Here is a 19,651-nt window from a genome sequence, read left to right on the forward strand (position 1 = left end):
AAATGATATAAAACCCATATTTTTGATATTAAGTACCGTGCTAACCAATTACAACGATTAACATTATGAAACAATTTACAAGACTATTAGCTGCCTTAGTTTTCGCCTCGTTGGTTATTTTCATTTCCTGTAAAAAGAAAAAAGGAAGCGATCCGGATCCCCTGGATGTGCAAGCAGATAAGCTTGAATCAGCTACCTGGGTAGCTAGTGAGATCACTAAAAATGATGTTAGTGAAAACATAGGTGATTGGTCTGGTTTCACCATTTCATTCCAATACAATGATGAAACTGATGTAGGACAATACAATGTCAGTGGAGTGCCTACTAATGACGGTGCTTCTGATGTTTGGGGTATTGACGCAGGTTCTGCTACAGGCTCTCAATCCTGGACCTTTGAAAACCAAACAAACACAGGAGTCTTAGTTAGACAAGATGATGGCATCAGAATGAATGTGAGTGTGACTGAAGGGGCAACTCTAAGCTTAACTTTTAATATTCCAACATCAGGAAGTCGTGTTGCAGGATTTGACGGAAACTGGGAATTTAACCTGGTGCCGCAGTAAAGAAACTTTTACAATATTCAATATCTTTGAGGGAATGGTTTAGCCATTCCCTTTTTTGTTAAACCATCAGACCACTCAAAGTGGTCAGACGGATGAAAATGTAGGTGATGGCTTTAAGTGAAGTCACATTGGTTTATGCTATATCAGGATAAATACTTCAAACAAGACAAGAACTCTATACTCAGAGCTGCTCAGGGCTTTGTGGAGCCACAGCTCAATAAGAAATGGGTCGAGATTGCATTTGAATCCTATATGCAAATGGAAAACCCCATGGGACTGGTGGATGATTTCATCATGGAGCTGCAAAGTGTAAAAGAATATGACACCAGTTTTCTCCAGGAGCTTTATGAAATTCTAGCAGCCATTTACCGATTTAAAAAAGGAGATAACCAGCTGGAGATTATCTGGGATGGCAGAAGCCACTATGAAGTCTATGCTGAAAACTGGTCTGATGCATTTGAAGAATGGGTGAGAAAACTATGTATAAAACCGGAGATCTACCGGGCTATACTTAAGACCTGCATTTTGAAACAAGAGGTTAATAACAAATTCCTGTTTTACGGGATGCGGAGAGCTATCCTTAAAGAGTTTAAAGTGAAGATAGGACGAAACAAACTGTTAAAATCAGCTTAGCTTCTCCTTATTTCAAATGTAGACAAATCTTCGGCTGTCTCCTCCCACATCTGTACATCTTCCACACGGGCAAACTCAGGTCCATGCTGACACCACTCGACCAACTTCTCAGTAGCTGATTCCTCCCCCTCCACATGAATAAGTACTGTTCCATCCGGTTCATTTTTCACCCATCCTGTTAATCTCAGATCTTCAGCTACAGTTTTTGCTGAAGCCCTGAAAAAAACTCCCTGCACTTTTCCATATACTCTGATTCCTATTGCTTTCATTTCGTAGTTGATTAAGCCAGTATCTCTTTAGCTCCGGAGGTTCCAAGCCGGTCTGCGCCTGCTTCCAGAAGTTTAACAGCCTGACCATGTGTTTTGATCCCTCCTGATGCTTTGATCCCAACATTGGAAGGCAGGACTTCTCGCATTAGTTTTATGTGATCCGTGGATACATCTCCTCCTTCAGCAAAACCTGTAGAAGTTTTCACGTAATCCACTCCCGCATCCGCACAAATTTTACATGCTTTAATGATCTCTTCTTTTGAAAGGTAAGCCACTTCTATAATAACTTTTAAAAGCACCTCATGATCATGAGCAAATGCTGACATTTTTGCCAACTCTATTTTAGGCCAGGGTCCAGGTGTAAAAGCCTGGATCCCGGCTTCTCGCTGGGACATTCCATCCTTAAAAGCAGAAATATTCATCACCAGATCCAACTCATTAGCGCCATCACGCACAGCAAGTCTTGCTTCCTCCATTTTTGTTTCAGTCATCTGATAACCTAATGGAAAACCTATCACTGTAACAAGCTGGAGATCACTTCCGCTCACTTCCCTGCTGGCTCTTTTCACCCAAAAAGGAGGTATACAGACACCCAAAACCCCCAGTGACTTTGCCGAGGTGATAAGTAAATCGATATCCTTTCCGGTGACGAAAGGTGATAGATTAGTGGATTCAATAAAGCGGGCTATCTGCTGCATATTGGTACTGCGAAAGTAAAGAGAAACCCTGACAAAAGTCAGGGCTAATCTCCTAATGTACGATCCCGCATTCCTTACAAAATTTCTTCTTCCCAGCCTTCCTCTTTTTTGGGGGCTTTTTGTGCCCAAAGTATAATGGATTGGTGTATTGGGGCTTATCATACTTCCTGGAGTCCGCTGCCTTTTTGTCGAGTCTCTTTTTAACTCTTTTCCTAAACTCGGCAATTTCACCTACATCAGATTGTTTCTTTTTCTTGAAGATTCTGAAAAGAAAAAACCCCTTCTTTTCCTTCTTCACAGCCTGATACTTAGGAGCCGGAGGCTTAGGTGCGTCCACATCTCGTGTCGACTGACCAAATCCAAGGCTTACAAATCCGAAAATCAATGCCAATAAAAGAAAAATCCTAAAATGCATAACACAAATAGTTTGTTTTGGGATAAAACGAAGGAATGCAGAGATATTTTATAATGTACCCCTGATTTCCTGTTCACGCTCTATCGCCTCAAAAAGGGCTTTAAAGTTACCTTTTCCAAATGATTTGGCCCCTTTTCTTTGAATGATCTCAAAAAACATGGTTGGTCGTGGTTCGACAGGTTTTGTAAAGATCTGCAATAAGTAACCCTCATCATCTCTATCCACCAAGATCCCAAGCTCCTTCAGCGGCTCCAGATCTTCATCTATCTCCCCTACCCGATCCAGCAGGTCTTCATAATAAGTATTTGGAACCCGAAGGAATTCCACACCCCGGTCTCTAAGCGCACTAACGGTCTCCAGGATATTATCCGTTGCTACAGCGATGTGCTGTACTCCTGCTCCCTCATAAAAATCCAGGTATTCCTCAATCTGCGACTTCTTCTTACCTTCTGCAGGTTCGTTGATAGGGAATTTTATACGACCATTTCCATTACTCATGACTTTACTCATTAGAGCCGTATATTCTGTAGAAATATCCTTGTCGTCAAATGAGATCAACTGACTGAATCCCATTACCTTAGCATAAAAGTTTACCCAGGTGTTCATCTCACCCCAGCCTACATTACCCACCATGTGGTCTACGTATTTCAAACCTACGGGCGCCGGATTGTAATCTGACCTCCACTCTTTAAAGCCTGGCAAAAACACACCACTGTAGTTCTTACGCTCGATGAACATGTGAACTGTTTCACCATAAGTGTAAATACCTGCTTTTTTGATCTCGCCTTGTTCATCCTTCTCCACTGTAGGTTTCATAAAAGACTTAGCTCCTCTCGAAACTGTCTCTTTGTAAGACTTCTCGGCATCCTCTACCCAGAGTGCCACCACTCTCACACCATCTCCATGCTTGTCAATGTGACGTCCTATTTCCGTGCCTGACTTCAGAGGTGTAGTCAGTACCAGACGGATCTTATCCTGAACAACCACATAAGACTCCCTGTCCTTAAGACCTGTCTCCAGGCCTGCATACGCTAATGACTGAAAGCCAAAAGCGGTTTTATAAAAGTGAGCGGCTTGTTTGCAGTTTCCAACGTACAGTTCCAGATAATCCGTCCCACTAATGGGCAAAAAATCTTCTGCTTCCTGGGTATTTTGTTCGGGGGTTAATGTTTTTTCTTCCATAATCGTTTATTTGTTACGAATAATACGAAGTTAAATTGATTCAAGGTGTATATCAAAAGAACCCGGCACTGGTTTTGCTAATGAATATCTTCAATAAAGTCCGGAAATTAACCATCTTTACAGCATTCAAAGCATGCAAATGAAATTCTTTACCATTGTCTTATTTATATTTTTCGCTTACCTCTCGTATAGTCAAACACCAGCAGACGGGCGACTGTTTCAAAAAATGGATCTGGGAGTAGATCTCATGAACCAGGGCAAGTATGCGCTTGCAGAGAAGGAGTTTTTATACGTGATGAACAACATGCAGGCATTACCTTCCGAGTTGGCGTTTTATTTTGGGAAAACCAGTTTTCACCTGGACAAGTACAAGCAGAGTATCAACTGGCTAAACAAGTATATTCAGCTAAAAGGCACCCAGGGACGATTTTACGATGAAGCCACAAGCATTCTCCAGCAAGCTGAGGACAAGTATCTGGAACTTGCGAGAAAGAATAGTGAAGCCATGCAAACTGAATTTGCCAGTGGCGAGTACGATTGTGGTGGCCTGGACAAAATGATCTGTCCGGTTTGTAAAGGCGAGGGAGTAATTCTAAAGGATGGCCCTTTCGAAAAGATCTATCAGACTTGCCCTTACTCTGCAGGCGAGCCATTTCTCACCTGCGAAGAATACAACCAGTTTATGCGTGGTGAGTTGGACCCTAAGATCAAGTAGCCCTTTTACCACCCTAGCACATAAGCAAAAATCAATGGAGCTACGATAGTTGCATCAGATTCCACTATATATTTCGGGGTGTCGATATCCAGCTTACCCCAGGTGATCTTCTCATTAGGCACCGCTCCGCTGTATGATCCGTAACTTGTAGTAGAATCCGAAATCTGGCAGAAATAGCTCCAGAATGGAACATCTGTTTTTTCAAGATCCTGATAAAGCATGGGCACAACACAAATTGGAAAATCACCTGCAATTCCGCCACCGATCTGAAAAAAACCAATACCATCGGTACCTGCGTTCTCTAAATACCAATCTGCCAGGTAAGTCATATACTCAATCCCGGATTTCATAGTGCCGGGCTTCAGCTCCCCCTTTACACAGTAGGAGGCGAAAATATTTCCCATCGTGGAATCTTCCCAGCCTGGAACAACCATCGGTAAGCTCTTGTCTTTCGCCGCAATCATCCAGCTGTTTTTGGGATCTATTTCGAAATATTCATCTAAATAACCGGAATCAAGCAGTTTGTACATAAACTCATGAGGAAAATAGCGCTCACCCTTTTCTTCAGCATCTTTCCATATTTTGAAAATATGTTCCTGAATACGACGAAATGCCTCCTCTTCAGGGATACAGGTATCCGTCACCCGATTGAGCCCCTGATCCAGTAAGTCCCTCTCCTGCTCAGGGGTAAGGTCTCGATAGTTTGGAATGCGTTTATAATGCGAATGGGCCACCAGGTTCATGATGTCTTCTTCCAGGTTTGCACCTGTACAGGATATGATCTGAACCTTATCCTGCCTGATCATCTCCGCTAGTGAGATTCCTAACTCACCGGTGCTCATTGCTCCTGCAAGCGATACAAGCATCTTTTTCCCACTTTCCAGGTGAGTTTTATAACCCTTAGCCGCATCATGGAGGGCTGCGCCATTGAAGTGAAGAAAGTGTTTTTCTATAAACGAGGTGATGGGTTTTTCGGACATATGCTTTGGATTCTGTTCTTATTTGAATGCAAAAATAAGCAGCATGGCCGGGAAAAACCTGAAATCCTCAGCATTAACTATCGAGTGGGTGAATAGAAAAATATTATTTTATTGCTCCAATTCTAAGCAAGCAACGTCTTTGAAATCGTCATAACTAAGAAAAGAATGAATTTTATATTTAACTTTAATTTTTCTTTAACTTAACAGTATGATTATGGTATTTAAAATTATCGCATTAGTATTTTTAGGAAGTTTTTTTGGTTTCAATAATTCAAAAAGTGATATAAGTTCAATCACTCTCGATGATAGAAATGATTGTGAAGTAGTTTCATCATGTTCAGTAAGTCCATCGGCCCTCCAATTTGGATTGAGGGGAAATCCATCTGAATATTATTTAGATGTTGAAATTGATGGGGCTTGGGGTGCATATACTAGTGAATCATGGGTACAAATTGATGGAACAAGATCTATTTCTTCGAGTGGATATCAAACTGTAACTGTAACTATTTTTGAACCTGTACCCGAAGGTGATCCATATGGGTGTGGTTCTAGTTGGATTAATACTGCACAAATTAAATTTTATAGTAGCTGTGGTTCCATAAGCCCGGTAGAAGTTGAATATATTTCTTGTACTTGCTGTTAAGTAAGTAATGAAACAACAACCACAACATAGTCTCTGTAGGTGTTTGCCTACAGGCTTTCATATTTTCTTTGACCAAGTGATTTTGAGTTTTAGCTCAAGTTCCGCACAAGTTGCTTCATTGAGCGTATAGAGCCATTGTAGTTGCTACGAAACCACATTTTTGATCCACTTTAATTTAAAGTGGGACGAAAAACTATAAAATTGCCGGGAATTGATCATTTACAGCTCAAAACACCAAATTCGTAGCAACTACATGGCTGTTTTGAGGAATATGAGTTAGAGGTTCTCTTTTTTACCATAATAGCTCATAAATCATCTCTTCTTCAAGGACTTATCAATCTTCATCAAGCAATGATATTGTTGACACACTCATGATCTTTTGCATTCAGATTGTGACGGTATGTGATAGCCGGGAGCAGAAGCGTCTATTCATATAGTTTGTTGGAAAAGTCAATTATTGCTTCCTTACTATCAATCCGGGAATAAATCCTTCAACCTTTTTGTAATCCTAAATGATATATTTTGGTCAAAAAGTAACCTCATCAGGCATGTTGAAGTCTATGCTCCCTATCAGCAGCATACGCAAGACATGCTCTTATATCTTCCATTGTCAATTCAGGAAAATCTGATATGATTTCATTAAAATCCATGCCTGCTGCTAACCACCCTAAAACATCATAGACCGTTATCCTGGTATTCCGTATGCAAGGCTTACCAAACCTTTTATTGGGATTGCGCTTGATAATTTCTTTATAATCAACCATACCGTAATCTTTTTCCAAAGGTAATCCAATCCTACAACCCATGAAATGAGCATGATGCTCAACCCAAATAATGAGAACACCAACCGTGTATGATCAAGCTTGGGTGGCAAACCGCAAGATTTCAATAGACTTTTGAACACATAAAAGCCTGAAAAATTCCCTTTCAGCGTCAATAGAGAGAGAACCCCTATTGAGTCTGATGTATTTTCAATTCCAGGATTCTCCAATGGAATCCATCAGACAAATAAAAAGGACCAACCCGGTTCAGGTTAGGCCTTTCCAATGTTAAGGGCAAAACAAATAAATTACAAAGTCACTTTATTAATGACATATTTGATCCTGCCTTTATACGGATCTGTAGCCATTTTATAATTCTCTCCGTTTTTGGTCACCTCCACAGTGCTGACCTGGCTATCACCCGGAGTGAAAAGCAATCCGGAAGCTTCTCCGTTAGTGGAAAACACGCGTAGCTCCAACTCTTCCCAGTCTATTTCCTTAGTTGTTTGGGCCAGCTTGGCATGAGGTAATATGGTTCCATCTCTGACCAACATCACTACGGGTATCTCCCCGGTTTTGATATTGTGCCAACCTCCTTCGTATTGCTTACCTGTCTGGTAATCTATCCAGGTTCCGGACGGCAAATAAACCTCTCTGGAATCACCATTTTCAAATAGTGGAGCTACGAGAATATCCGAACCAAATAAGTACTGATCATCTACCAACCAGGAGCCAGGATCATCCGGGAACTCCACAAAAAGTGCGCGAACCATCGGCAATCCATTTTCACTACATTGCTTAGCCTGAGAATAAATATAAGGAAGCAATTGGTATCGCATGTTGTCCGCCTTCCTGAATGCATCCATAAAATCTTCTCCAAACTCCCATGGTTCAGTTGGAGGTTCCCCATGGCTTCTCACATGGGAGCTCAGCATACCAAATGGCGTCCACCTTCTGTATAGATCCTCAGGAGTCTTTGTTACAAATCCTCCTATATCATGTGACCAAAAGCTAAAACCACTCAACCCGAAAGAAAGTCCACCCCTCAGGGTAGCAGCCATTGCATTATCAGAAGTAGCAGCGTCTCCTCCCCAGTGTACTGGATACCGTTGACTTCCGGCCCACGCACTTCGTGCCCAGATAAACGGATAACCTGTGATCTCTTCAGTTATATCTGCTACAGCTTTATTATATCTCAAAGGATAAAGGTTGTGCTCATAAAAACCTGTTCTTCCCGAATGGTAGATCCCGTTCGCAGGAGCAGCTTCACCAAAATCCACCTTAATCACTTCCACCCCATCGTTCAGAAGGCCTGCAATTTTGTTTTGATACCATTCTATGGTTTTAGGATTTGAAAGGTCCATTACAGCGTCTTCATACGGCAGGTTTCCTTTGGCATCCCTGACCACCAGGTCATTTTCTACCAACTCATCGAAAAGCGTATTTTCCGGCGTAAAGTAAGGCAGCTGCCAAAGACATATCTCAAAACCATCCTTATTTAAATCACTAATCATTTTAGGCGCATCTGAAAATCTGTCTGATGCAAATTTGTAATCACAACGCCAGTCTACGCCAAACCATCCTGTATCGAAGTGGATCACGTCAGATGGTATTTTATGTTTTCTCAGGTTTGCAGCTACTTTCCGCCCATCTGCTTCTGAAAAATAGGTGATACGGCTCATCCAAAAGCCAAAAGACCAAAGTGGAGGCATGGACGCCTTACCTGTAAGATCAGTATATTCATCCAAAACATCCTTGGGATCTCCAATAAAGACAAATAAATCAAGCTCATCATCACCGATCATCATACTGTTGGCAGAGCTGAAGTATTTTCCAAAGTCACAGGTGATCGGGCTGGAATGATGCATAAATACACCATAACCCCGGCTACTCATGTAAAATGGTATAGGTTTATACATGGTTTCATTCTGAACTCCGTTTGCATCGTCCGTCCACAGTACGACCTTTTGTCCTCGTTTGTTAAAAGACTGAAAAGACTCGCCACATCCATATATTTTTTCACCGGGAGACAGACTAAATACGGCATCCATACTTCTGGAGTAGTCTGATGCCCGGCGCACATATGAAAATGGGGTCACGGGAGTGTAAGTATTTCTTACATCCGCAGAGTGCATTGTCTGAGTCAACAGCTTGTCATTTTCATCATAGATATAAACGTGCCAGGGCTTCTCTGTAATGACTACTTTGCCATACTGACTTTTGTAGACATGCCCTTCATTGGTTTTAGAATACTTCCATGACCCTCTATCGTTCGGGGCAATGCCATCCACCAGCATCAGGGATTCTTCATTTTTCCGAAACTGCGGACCGGAGGTCATTTTGATGCGAACTGTCCGGGGAGAAGTAAACTCAATGGTAAAAGGATGCTCTGGTGATGCCGCATATTCAGTCGCAGGAAACTCATTAGCCTCAACAGGGACCAACCTCATGAGCGTATTATTAAAAGCCTGCCTGGTGGCAAAATTATGCCTGAGGTATTTTACAGTTCCGCTACCCGTCTCCGGATCAAATGAGGTAAGCTCATCTGCGAGATAATAAGTATTCCTCAGATCTTCAAAATCTTTACTGATATCCGGCGGCTCATTCAGAATGCCTGTATTTTGCAACTGAGAAAACCCTGTAAAAGATATAAGCAGTAACAGGTATCCTAGTTTTTTCATCTGGTGTGTAATTAAATCCTTCATTTTGTTCAAATTTTACCTTTTAAAATCATCATTTTTGGACCTCAATCTTTACTTCTTCACCCTGTAAGCCGGAAGCCTCAGCTCTGAGGGTAATCACTCCTGGTTCCTCTCCTTTAACAATTGCCAGGCACAAGCCGTGGAAAGCCTTTCGGTTTGGTTCCTGAAAAGATTCATGACTTACAGGATCCCCATTATCCACTCCAACAATTTCTCCCGGACCGGTTATTGAAAAGACAATTTCATTGTCTGCGTACGGAACAATGTTTCCAACAGAATCGAGCACTTCAACTGTCACAAACGATAGATCATCCGAGTTTGCGTTTATAAGGTCCCGATCCGGTGAAACTCTAAGCTGAGAAGGCTTACCAGCTGTTTTTATTTCCTTCACTGCCACTTCCAGTCCACCTTTTCTGGACACAGCCCGAATAGTGCCCGGCTCAAAATCCAACCTCCACATGACGTGAAACTGGCCTTCAGACTTTGTTCTCGTACCAAGAGACTTATTATTCAGAAAAAGCTCTACTTCATCAGCGTTGTTATAATAAGCCCATACGTCCACAGTCTTTCCCTTATCCCAATTCCAGTGAGGAAAGATATGTAAGACCGTATCATCTGACCATTCGCTTTTGTACATAAAGTAGGTATCTTTTGTAAAGCCAGCCAGGTCTACCACACCGAAATAAGAGCTTCTGGAAGGCCATCCATATGGTGTAGGCTCTCCCAGGTAGTCAAACCCGGTCCAGATAAACATCCCTGAGATGAAATCATTGTTTTTCACGATTTTCCAGGTATCCTCATGCGTCGAACCCCAGGGCGGTCTCACATGATCATAAGCGGATACGGTATTGTCAGGATTGCCCAATTCAAACGGTTTGTCCCAGGCCAGAGGCCAGATTCGTACACTGTCGGAGGGCATATCGTAATGTCCACGGGTGGAGAGCTCGGAATTGGTCTCTGTAGCAATAAACTTTTGACCAGGAAAATTATCCTGAAACTGTTCATACTCCTCGTGATTATAATTAAACCCGACCAGGTCAAGACCGCCAAATTTGATGAGCGGATTGTCCGGAGAGGTGTCATTATTAGCTGTGGTAATTGGCCGGGTAGGATCAAGCTCTCTGACAATACTGACAAGCTCTTTTGCGATCGTTCCTCCGGTGGTGTCCGCGTGGTTGTATTGCTCCAGGATCTCGTTGCCTACACTCCAGACGATAATACTCGGATGGTTTCTATCGCGTCGAATAAAGTCCCTAAGATCCTGCTCATGCCACTCGTCCCAGTACATTCCGTAATCATATTTCGACTTTTGCATTTTCCACATGTCAAACATCTCATCCATCACCAATATGCCCATACGGTCACATAGATCAAGAACCTGAGGCGCCGGAGGATTATGCGCTGTCCTTATTGCATTTACTCCCATCCCCTGCATAATTTCCAGCTGACGCTCCATGGCCCGGGTATTAAATGCAGCTCCCAGGCATCCCAGATCGTGATGCAGGCATACGCCTTTGATCTTTATTGATTCTCCATTCAGGGAAAAGCCTTCCTTTTCATCAAACGAGAAGGACCTGATTCCAAACGAAACACGATCCTCATCCAAAACTTCTCCGTTACTAATTACCTGAATGGTGGCTTTGTAAAGATTGGGAGACTCAGAAGACCACAATTTTGGGTTTTGTACCACTAGCTTTTGATCTACTTCGTCTCCCTGACCGGCGAATAAAATCTTTTGAACGCTACTTTGAGCAACTGTAGCTCCCGCATGGGAGATAGTAGTTACTAATTCAATATTTATATCTTTATTTTCCTCATTCTTTATCTCAGTAGAAACAAGCACTGAAGACGTATTTTCATCAACGACCGGCGTTGTAACCTGTACCCCGTATTGCGGAATGTAGGTTTTGTTTTTTAAAACGAGACGAACATCTCTGTAAATACCCGACCCGGAATACCATCGTGAATTTGGTTGCTGGGAATTGTCTACTTTAACCGTAAGCAGGTTTTCTGTCTCGAACGAAACATAAGGGGTCAGGTCGTATTCAAAGGAAATGTAGCCATTGGGTCTGGTCTCTAATTTGTTCCCATTAATCCAGACCGTACTGTTTTGGTAAACACCATCAAACTGAATAAAAACCTTTTTACCTTCATCGGCTTGACTCAGTGAAAACTCTTTTGTGTACCAGCCTACTCCTCCGGGTAAAGCGCCACCCCCAGTTCCTGCAGGGTGGTCCGGATCAAATGACCCTTCGATGCTCCAGTCGTGGGGGAGGTCGAGGGTACGCCATTCTAAAGAATCAGGATCAAAACCGGATGGATTTTGGTAGTCTGCCAGGGTGAAGGACCAGGAATTATTGAAGTTTATAACCTTTCTTTGGTCTCCACTTTCCTGGCAGGAGATAAAGAAATGTAAAATGAAAATACAGGTTACAAGTCTGGTAGGCATAGAATTTTTGAAATCAAATATCAATTAGAAAAAACCTGGCACCAAGTGCCAGGTTTTAAGCAATTATGAATATTAAACTCGGTATTGTTTGCTTGTGTTATTCAAACCCTGGGGCTTTACTTGTTTTCAGAAGAAATATATTGTATCACTACATAACAAGAACCACCAGCCTCATTTGGCTCAGGCCGTACCCAGCCCACTTGCAAGGTATCCTGAACCAGTTTGAAAATTTTCATATTGTTCATAACCAGGGTAGTATCCGGTGTTCCTTTTGTCCATGATTCATCAGGATTCTGAGTATCAATACTAGTCTGACCATACAAAGGAGTTGGAATCAACATAGGACATGTGAAGTCTACACGGCCGTCCTCATCAAGCTTAAGTTCAAAGCCTCCTGAACAGTCTGTTTCGGCACCTGAGGTGTCTATTTGATGAACACTCATGTTAAAAGCACCATTCACATCAAAAGTCACTGAACCATAATCCTGATAAGGATATGCCCAACTCTGATGTTCAGGATGCCAGTTCCAATCCTGACCTCCCCCCGGAACACCATCGTGATATTGACCTTCTTCTTCCAGTCCGTACCATCCGTTAGGCTGACCATCCATGTCAATAACCCAGGTTTTACCCTCTACTCCACCAGTGAGTAATTCGTAAGCAGGATCTGAGAAGGTCTCAGAGTCCAACTCAGAAACCGTAATAGTTTGAGGCTCAGCCTCTAATACATCTCCATCCTCTGTTGTAGCGCTAAAGGCAATAGTATACTCTCCTGGGAAAGGGAAAACAACTGTTACCTCGTTAAGTGTGGAAGTGCCTATTTGGTAATCCCAGAACGCAGTTGTACCTTCTGTTTCATTCTTCAGAGTCACTTCATTGTCATACCCTTCTGTTTGGGTAATAGAAAACACCAGATCTTCTGTTGTTAATTTCTTCTCCTCATCATCCTTACATGAGATCATAAACAACATAGCCGTAAAGACTAACGTCATCAAGTAAATTGTTGCATTCTTCATAATCATCTTCATTTTAGTTGTATTCATTATTTCAATTTAAAAATTCATATATCACCATCCCTGGTTTTGTTCAAAAGCTCCAGCGCTTATCGTGATTTGTGATTCAGGGATTGCCAGGAAACCACCTGTTTCAGGCCTGAATGACACATCAAATTCAGGGTCACCATTTGAGTGGTCTAAAGCAGCTTTTGCTGTATTCATATCCTGCCTGATCAGATCCCAGTACCGATGCCCCTCAAGACCAAACTCAAACCGCCTCTCATCTATAATGGCATCTTTGGAAACCGTAATAGATCCTGCCACATAAGAAGGTATGGCTCTGGATCTGACCTGATCAAAGTATTGCTGGGCCAATGCCTGGTTCTCTCCAAGGTTGAGTTCGGCCGCCATTAACAGTACATCCGCATAACGAATGACTATGTAGTCTTCAAAATTGTCGATCTGAAAATCTCCACCAATTTCCTCAGATGAGTTTTGAGTTCCATTCAGCGTAACCGGGTTGTATTTTTTCCAGGCATAATTTGTTGCCTGCCTCCAATCACTTACATTAAATGTGATTCCCTCATAATCCGCTGAAATGATTGTAGCATTTCTTCTTATTGTATCCTCCGGAGCAAAAGCGTTCCAATAATCCGGCTCAACGGGACCAAAGCCCCAACCGGACCCATAAGGAAACACACGAGAGGTTCGTAAACCGATCATCACAATCCACCTGTTCCCATCGTTCAGACTCCAATCCCTCAACCCTTTGTGGGTATATTTAACTGACCATACAATTTCCTCGTTATTTTCACCTGCGTAATCAAGCGTAGAATCAGGCTGAACAGACGATGCTCTCCACAACGACGCATAATCGCTCACCAGATCATGACCACTTTGATTGATCACATCATCGAGATGTTGCAATACTTCTGATTTGGTTATCACATCTCCTATCATCGGCTGCTCATAATAATCTGTATAAAAGAGAAAGACCTTAGACAGATATGCTTTTGCAGCCCATACTGTCACCCTACCATACTCAGCAGAAGATTGATTCGGATAGGGTACTTCAGGCAGGTTTTCCACTGCAAACTTGAAGTCTTCTGCTATCTGCGTATAAACTTCCGCTGGTGCTGCCTGTTCCTGAATGAACTCTTCGCTTTCCAGTGGTTTGGTTACTAATGGGATGTTTTCAAAAACCCGGACTAATTCAAAATAAAAATGGGCTCTCAGAAACCTCGCTTCAGCCTCATACCTCAACTCCAGGTCCGGATTATTTCCCCAGTCCACATCAGGAAGCTTTTCCAGAAGAAGGTTAGCACGATAGATACCCTTGTAGTTATTCTGCCAAAGAGCAATGTTTAGGTCCTGGCCGGTTTCAAAACGATCCCAATATTGCATAGAGAAATCATCGCTTTTGCCACCTCCTCCAAAACAATTATCAGAAGCCAACTCAGAGGTAAGAATGAAATGACCAAACCCGGTTCGCTGAAGCATATCATATACAGCAACTAATCCTTCAAAAGCTTCTTCGGGGGTTTTATAAAAATTAGTAGTAACTTTCTCTGTATACGGTGTTTTATCTAGAAAATCTTCATCACAACCTGAGATTCCAAAAGTAAGAATCAACACTCCTATTATTTTATGTATCTTTTTCATGTCCTTTTTCAATTAGAGTTTCACATTTAGACCTAAAAGAAAAGTCCTGGGCTGAGGGTAATATCCCACGTCAAGACCACTGGCCCATCCAACATTCCCGGAACCGGGACCTGTACCTCCAAAACCTACCTCCGGATCTAAACCGGGATATTTAGTGACAGTGAATAAATTATTCGCTGAGAAATACAGCCGTACCTCCTGAAATGGTGATTCACCAAAAAGTGAAGCAAAATTATATCCCAAATTCAGGGCCTTGATCCGGAAAAATGAGGATTCTTTCACATATAATTCGGAAGACCTCTGATAGTTCTGGTTTGGCTCATTGCCTAATGTTACACGAGGCAATGAGTTACTACTCCCTTCACCAGTCCATCTATCCAGTATTTCTGTAGTATAGTTGTTGTAAAACCTTTCATAGGACCTTACCGACATCAGGTTCTGCTTTCCTCCCATCCCATAAGTGTAAGCCGAAAGATCAAATCCTTTGTATCTCAGGTCCAGATTAAAACCATAGGTGTAATCAGGGTGGGGACTGCCTATCATCGTGTTGTCTTCATCGTTGATCACCCCATCCCCGTTCAAGTCGGCAAACCGCACATCTCCTGGTCTGGCTCCCGGCTGGACTAATTGTCCATCTACATTGTAATCATCAATCTCCTGCTGGTTTTGGAAGATCCCGTCCACCTTGAGCCCATAGAAATAACCTACAGGGTAACCCACCTCGGCACGATAAACTTCATCAATACCCTGGAATAGCAGATTAGCATCTCCATGAATGATTTTTTCCTCATTATCTATTCTTGTAACCTGATTCTTATTGAAGGCTATATTTCCATTGAGACCAACTTCAATTGAACCAAACAACTTTTTATACCCCAATTCAAGTTCCAAGCCCTTGTTTTCTATTTTCCCGCCATTGATTGTTGGACTATTTGCTCCTACATGCAGAGGAATTGGGGCAGTCACCAACCAGTCCTTGGTCGATTTTTTATAAAGATCAACCGCAAGTGTGAAATCCTGGAAGAGTGAGGCCTCTACCCCTATGTCAATTTGCTCGGATGTCTCCCACTTAATATCAGGATTATCAATGTCATCGGGAGCCGAACCTACATATTTTACGTCACCACTTCCGAAGTAATAATTTTTATTTATGGAGTTGACCAACGAAACGTACTGAAAGGTTCCGATCCGGTCATTACCATTTTGCCCCCAACTTGCCCTGAGTTTCATAAAGTCAATAAAAGAAGTCAAAGGATCAAAAAAATCTTCATCTGAAATGACCCATCCTACAGAGACAGAGGGGAAATCTCCGTACCTATTATTTTCTCCGAAATTAGATGAGTAGTCACGACGTACAGTTGCTGTCAAGAGATACTTCTCATTGAAGTTATATTGCACTCTGGCAAACAATGAAAACAAGGCATATTCAAATCGGCTACCCCACGCGTTAATAGTGGTATCACTGGTACCGTTATCCAGGTAAGCATGGTCAAAGTCGCTAAAAATCAACCCTTCGTAGGTGGCCCCTGACCAAACACTGGTCCGTTCCTGAACAGTATTACCCAGCAAGAATTCCACATTATGCTGCCCTGTATTCAACTCATATTTGATCGTATTATCCAGGTTGTAGTTGAAAGAGCGTGTTGCACTTTGCGTAGCTTCATTTACTGTTCTCCTGTTACTGGGTGTCAGCTCATACACAGGGACAAAAGACCGCCCTGTAGAGAAGTTAAGCTCCACCCCAAAACTAGACCGTAAAGTCAAGCCATTTATTGGGGTCAATTCGGCAAATACATTTCCTAGTAACTTATCGTTTTTATTGTCATTGAAATTATTGTAGGCCATTGAAGCAATCGGATTAGACTGGTCCACAAAAGGGGATCTATCATATTCTCTGTTTTCATCATACACATCAAATATGGGAGCTGCATTAAAAAATGGCCGGATGGAATTAAAATATATTCCACCTGTAGCCACTCCGTTCTGTTTCGAATTGGAATATGTCAGATTCTCACCAATTCTCAATAAGCCATCTACCGCCTCATTGCTTGTATTAATTGTGAAAGTGGTACGGTCATAAACAGACTTGTCCAAATCACCACCTATGATCCCTTCTTGTTTGAACTTCGAAAAGCCAAGTGAAAAGGAAGATTTTTCAGAAGCGCCCGAAAGGTTAAGAGAAACATTGCTGATCGGAGCATTATCGTTCAATGCTTCATCAAACCAATTTGTCCCCTCTCCAAAAGCCGCAATTTGAGATGGATTGTAAAGCACACTCGACCCTGAATTTTGTGAGGCTTCATTTAATAGATTGGCATATTGCCGTGCATCAAGTAAATCCGGTTTTTTATAAGCATTTTGTCTTCCCACATAGGTGTTCAGGCTAAGAATCGGCTTGCCCTCCTTGCCTGACTTGGTTGTAATCAGCACTACACCATTAGAAGCCCGAGCTCCATAAATAGCAGCAGAAGAAGCATCTTTCAGTACATCAACCCGCTCAATACTTGCGGGATCCAAATAACTGATGTCCTCTACAGGCACACCATCTACTAAGTAGAGTGGATCATTGTTGCCTACAGTACCAACTCCGCGTACCCTGACTTTCATAGCTGACCCTGGTTGACCTGAATTGGTTACTATACTTACTCCGGCAGTCTGCCCCTGGATCGCCTGTTCTATTCTCAGACTGTTTGTTTTTTGGATGTCTTCCTCCTTTACAAACACAGTCGCCGCAGTAGCTACCTTTTTCTTCTGGGCTCCATACCCGACTACTACCACCTCCTCAAGACTCGTGATATCAGGCTGCAAAGAAACGTCTATAACCGTCCTATCCCCCACCACTATTTCTTCTTTCTGGTAGCCGACAAAGGAAACCGTAAGGGTGGCGTCCGAACCAGGAACAGAAAGCCTGAAATTGCCATCAAGATCTGTCACGGTACCGGACGTGGTTCCTTTAACAACTACTGTAGCGCCAGGAACTGGCTGTCCGTCGTCTCCTGAAGTTATTGTCCCGGTTACTATCCGCTCCTGTCCCATGACCGGCACGGCCCCCAGTATTAAAGCAAAGTAAAAAAGAGCGTAGATTATCGATACCGATAATGCCTTTCTCTTCCCTCTGCATTCTGTATAGATCTTCTTCATATCCATTTACGCTTTTAATATTATTTGTAGTTATTACTTAAAAATCAGCATAGCACCTATCCGCCAGCAATTACTCTTTAGATTAAAGACTTCCCAATTTTAAATGGAATTTGATCTGGAGCCGGTGCTGTTTTGGTTGGAATAGGGTATAAAAATGTCAGGTGGGTAAAAAAGGGCCTTACAATTGCTCAAAAGGTCATTTTCATAAAATAAATGCTATCTTTCTGTTAAAAAAGGAAGGTTTTATCCCATTTTTATTTACTTGAGAAAGGGCCAGATTCCCACATCACAATCAATATTCATGAAAGTACTCATTACACTGACTACCTTTTTGACCTTTCTTTCCTGCCAGCAGAATGTGGCACCTCCAGAAGCAATACATCCTACACCCTCTGCTGCTCAGATGCAATGGCATGAAATGGAAATGAATGCTTTTATCCACTACACCACCAACACCTTTACTGATAAAGAATGGGGTTATGGCGATGAAAGTCCTGAAGTATTTGATCCGGTCGATCAGGATGTGGAACAGTGGATATCTGTGTTGAAAGATACCGGATTCAAGGGAGTCATCCTCACCTGTAAGCATCATGATGGTTTCTGCCTGTGGCCATCAGCTTATACGAAACATTCAGTAAAAAACAGTCCATACAAAAGTGGTGAAGGAGATGTGGTTCGTGAGGTCTCTGAAGCTTGCAAAAAGTTTGACCTCAGGTTTGGAGTCTACGTTTCACCATGGGACCGAAATCACCCGAATTATGGACGTCCGGAGTACATCAACTACTACAGAAATCAGCTAAAAGAATTATTCACAAATTACGGACCCATTTTTGAAATGTGGTTTGATGGAGCAAACGGAGGAGATGGGTACTATGGAGGAGCCAATGAAATCAGAAAAATTAACCGGGAAAATTACTACGGCTGGACTACAACCCTGGATATGGTCAGAGAAATGGAACCGGATGTGATCTTTTTTAGTGATGCAGGTCCGGGAGTGCGATGGTGCGGAAATGAAAACGGAATAGCCGGAAAAACTAACTGGAACCCCATCACTCCTGATACTTTATATGCTGGGAAAGCCGGCATAACCGATCTGCTCAACACTGGTTCTGAAAATGGAACCCACTGGATCCCGGCTGAAGTAGATGTTTCCATTCGCCCTGGATGGTTTTACCATGAGAAAGAGGACAGTCTTGTCAAATCTCCGGAACAGCTTTTCGAAATCTATTTGAATTCCGTAGGTCGGGGGTCTACACTGTTACTCAATGTTCCACCGGACACCAGGGGACAATTTCACGAAGCTGATATATCCGCTCTTAAGGGTTTTAAAGCATTATTAGAAACTGAGTTTAGAAACAATCTAGCTTCCAATGCTCCAGTAAAAGCTTCCAATATTAGAGGTGGTGCAAAAAAATACTCAGGGACCAGGACTACTGACGGTGACGGTGAAACTTACTGGAGTACGGAGGATGGCATCACTTCCGGAAGTTTAGAGATCGATCTGAATGGGGAGGAAATAGTAAAATACATTCTGCTTCAGGAGTACATCAGACTTGGTCAACGGATCAAGTCATTCAACGTTGAGGTTTGGAAGAATAATGGGTGGCAACAAATTGCTGTGGGCACTACTATTGGCTATAAGAGGATACTGAGAATCGATCCGATTAATACTTCAAGGATTAAAATATACATCCGCAATGCTAAAGCCTGCCCTGTGATTTCTAATGTTGAGGTGTACTAGCGGCTTTGTCAAGTTACGATTAAGAAGTAAGGGGAGTATGGATTTGATAAATTTTTCTATAACCCCCATTGCCGTACCTCCTTGCTGCCTATTCCAGGCAAG

The 19,651-nt window shown here is 42.4% G+C and carries 16 protein-coding genes; 5 read left to right on the top strand and 11 right to left on the bottom strand.

Translation table 11 applies throughout. The features are described 5' to 3' along the window. Positions 1-65 precede the first annotated feature (65 nt). Together AC3E9V_RS18015 and AC3E9V_RS18020 are read left to right on the top strand one after the other, a co-directional pair. Positions 66-563 (top strand): hypothetical protein, encoded by a 498-nt coding sequence (locus tag AC3E9V_RS18015; protein ID WP_488749540.1) that lies wholly within the window; start codon positions 66-68, stop codon positions 561-563. 135 nt (positions 564-698) lie between these two features. Continuing rightward, positions 699-1,196: a hypothetical protein gene (locus AC3E9V_RS18020; protein ID WP_488749541.1), complete on the top strand. Its 498-nt coding sequence runs from the start codon at positions 699-701 to the stop codon at positions 1,194-1,196. Here the strand turns inward: AC3E9V_RS18020 and AC3E9V_RS18025 are convergent. From AC3E9V_RS18025 to hppD, 4 genes are all read right to left on the bottom strand, one after another. Next, the gene (locus AC3E9V_RS18025) at positions 1,193-1,465 is read right to left on the bottom strand and encodes an acylphosphatase (RefSeq protein WP_488749542.1); all 273 of its coding nucleotides are present in this window, start codon (positions 1,463-1,465) and stop codon (positions 1,193-1,195) included. The genes AC3E9V_RS18020 and AC3E9V_RS18025 overlap by 4 nt on opposite strands. An 11-nt stretch (positions 1,466-1,476) precedes the next feature. Then, positions 1,477-2,163 (bottom strand): deoxyribose-phosphate aldolase, encoded by a 687-nt coding sequence (deoC, locus tag AC3E9V_RS18030; protein ID WP_488749543.1) that lies wholly within the window; start codon positions 2,161-2,163, stop codon positions 1,477-1,479. 52 nt (positions 2,164-2,215) lie between these two features. Continuing rightward, on the bottom strand, positions 2,216-2,461 hold the full coding sequence (locus AC3E9V_RS18035) for a hypothetical protein (RefSeq protein WP_488749544.1): 246 nt from the start codon (positions 2,459-2,461) through the stop codon (positions 2,216-2,218). A gap of 165 nt (positions 2,462-2,626) precedes the next feature. Further along, the gene (gene hppD, locus AC3E9V_RS18040) at positions 2,627-3,760 is read right to left on the bottom strand and encodes a 4-hydroxyphenylpyruvate dioxygenase (protein ID WP_488749545.1); all 1,134 of its coding nucleotides are present in this window, start codon (positions 3,758-3,760) and stop codon (positions 2,627-2,629) included. Positions 3,761-3,899: 139 nt separating this feature from the next. Between hppD and AC3E9V_RS18045 the strand changes: the two genes are divergently transcribed. Then, entirely contained in the window at positions 3,900-4,475 is a 576-nt protein-coding gene (locus tag AC3E9V_RS18045; protein WP_488749546.1) for a hypothetical protein, read from the top strand. A 5-nt stretch (positions 4,476-4,480) separates the two neighbouring features. Here the strand turns inward: AC3E9V_RS18045 and AC3E9V_RS18050 are convergent, their stop codons facing one another. Beyond that, a complete protein-coding gene (locus AC3E9V_RS18050) occupies positions 4,481-5,455 on the bottom strand; it encodes a deoxyhypusine synthase family protein (RefSeq protein ID WP_488749547.1) in 975 nt (324 codons plus the stop codon). Positions 5,456-5,669: 214 nt separating this feature from the next. On the opposite strand from AC3E9V_RS18050, the gene AC3E9V_RS18055 reads away from it, so the two are divergent. After that, on the top strand, positions 5,670-6,098 hold the full coding sequence (locus AC3E9V_RS18055; protein ID WP_488749548.1) for a hypothetical protein: 429 nt from the start codon (positions 5,670-5,672) through the stop codon (positions 6,096-6,098). 542 nt (positions 6,099-6,640) lie between these two features. On the opposite strand, the gene AC3E9V_RS18060 is transcribed toward AC3E9V_RS18055, so the two are convergent. The 6 genes from AC3E9V_RS18060 to AC3E9V_RS18085 all read right to left on the bottom strand — a co-directional run bounded on the left by AC3E9V_RS18060 (position 6,641) and on the right by AC3E9V_RS18085 (position 17,808). Beyond that, positions 6,641-6,880 (bottom strand): DUF433 domain-containing protein, encoded by a 240-nt coding sequence (locus AC3E9V_RS18060; protein WP_488749549.1) that lies wholly within the window; start codon positions 6,878-6,880, stop codon positions 6,641-6,643. Positions 6,881-7,167: 287 nt separating this feature from the next. Further along, the gene (locus AC3E9V_RS18065) at positions 7,168-9,564 is read right to left on the bottom strand and encodes a glycoside hydrolase family 31 protein (RefSeq protein WP_488749550.1); all 2,397 of its coding nucleotides are present in this window, start codon (positions 9,562-9,564) and stop codon (positions 7,168-7,170) included. 28 nt (positions 9,565-9,592) lie between these two features. After that, positions 9,593-12,010, bottom strand: coding sequence for a beta-galactosidase GalB (galB, locus tag AC3E9V_RS18070; protein WP_488749551.1), 2,418 nt, complete (start codon positions 12,008-12,010; stop codon positions 9,593-9,595). Positions 12,011-12,126: 116 nt separating this feature from the next. Continuing rightward, positions 12,127-13,026 (bottom strand): hypothetical protein, encoded by a 900-nt coding sequence (locus AC3E9V_RS18075; protein WP_488749552.1) that lies wholly within the window; start codon positions 13,024-13,026, stop codon positions 12,127-12,129. A gap of 51 nt (positions 13,027-13,077) precedes the next feature. Continuing rightward, entirely contained in the window at positions 13,078-14,667 is a 1,590-nt protein-coding gene (locus tag AC3E9V_RS18080) for a RagB/SusD family nutrient uptake outer membrane protein (protein ID WP_488749553.1), read from the bottom strand. Positions 14,668-14,679: 12 nt separating this feature from the next. Continuing rightward, entirely contained in the window at positions 14,680-17,808 is a 3,129-nt protein-coding gene (locus AC3E9V_RS18085) for a SusC/RagA family TonB-linked outer membrane protein (protein WP_488749554.1), read from the bottom strand. Between the two features lie 301 nt (positions 17,809-18,109). On the opposite strand from AC3E9V_RS18085, the gene AC3E9V_RS18090 reads away from it, so the two are divergent. Further along, positions 18,110-19,549: an alpha-L-fucosidase gene (locus AC3E9V_RS18090; RefSeq protein WP_488749555.1), complete on the top strand. Its 1,440-nt coding sequence runs from the start codon at positions 18,110-18,112 to the stop codon at positions 19,547-19,549. The last annotated feature ends 102 nt before the right edge of the window (positions 19,550-19,651 follow it).

This window comes from Marinoscillum sp. HNIBRBA16962, from assembly GCF_057801515.1.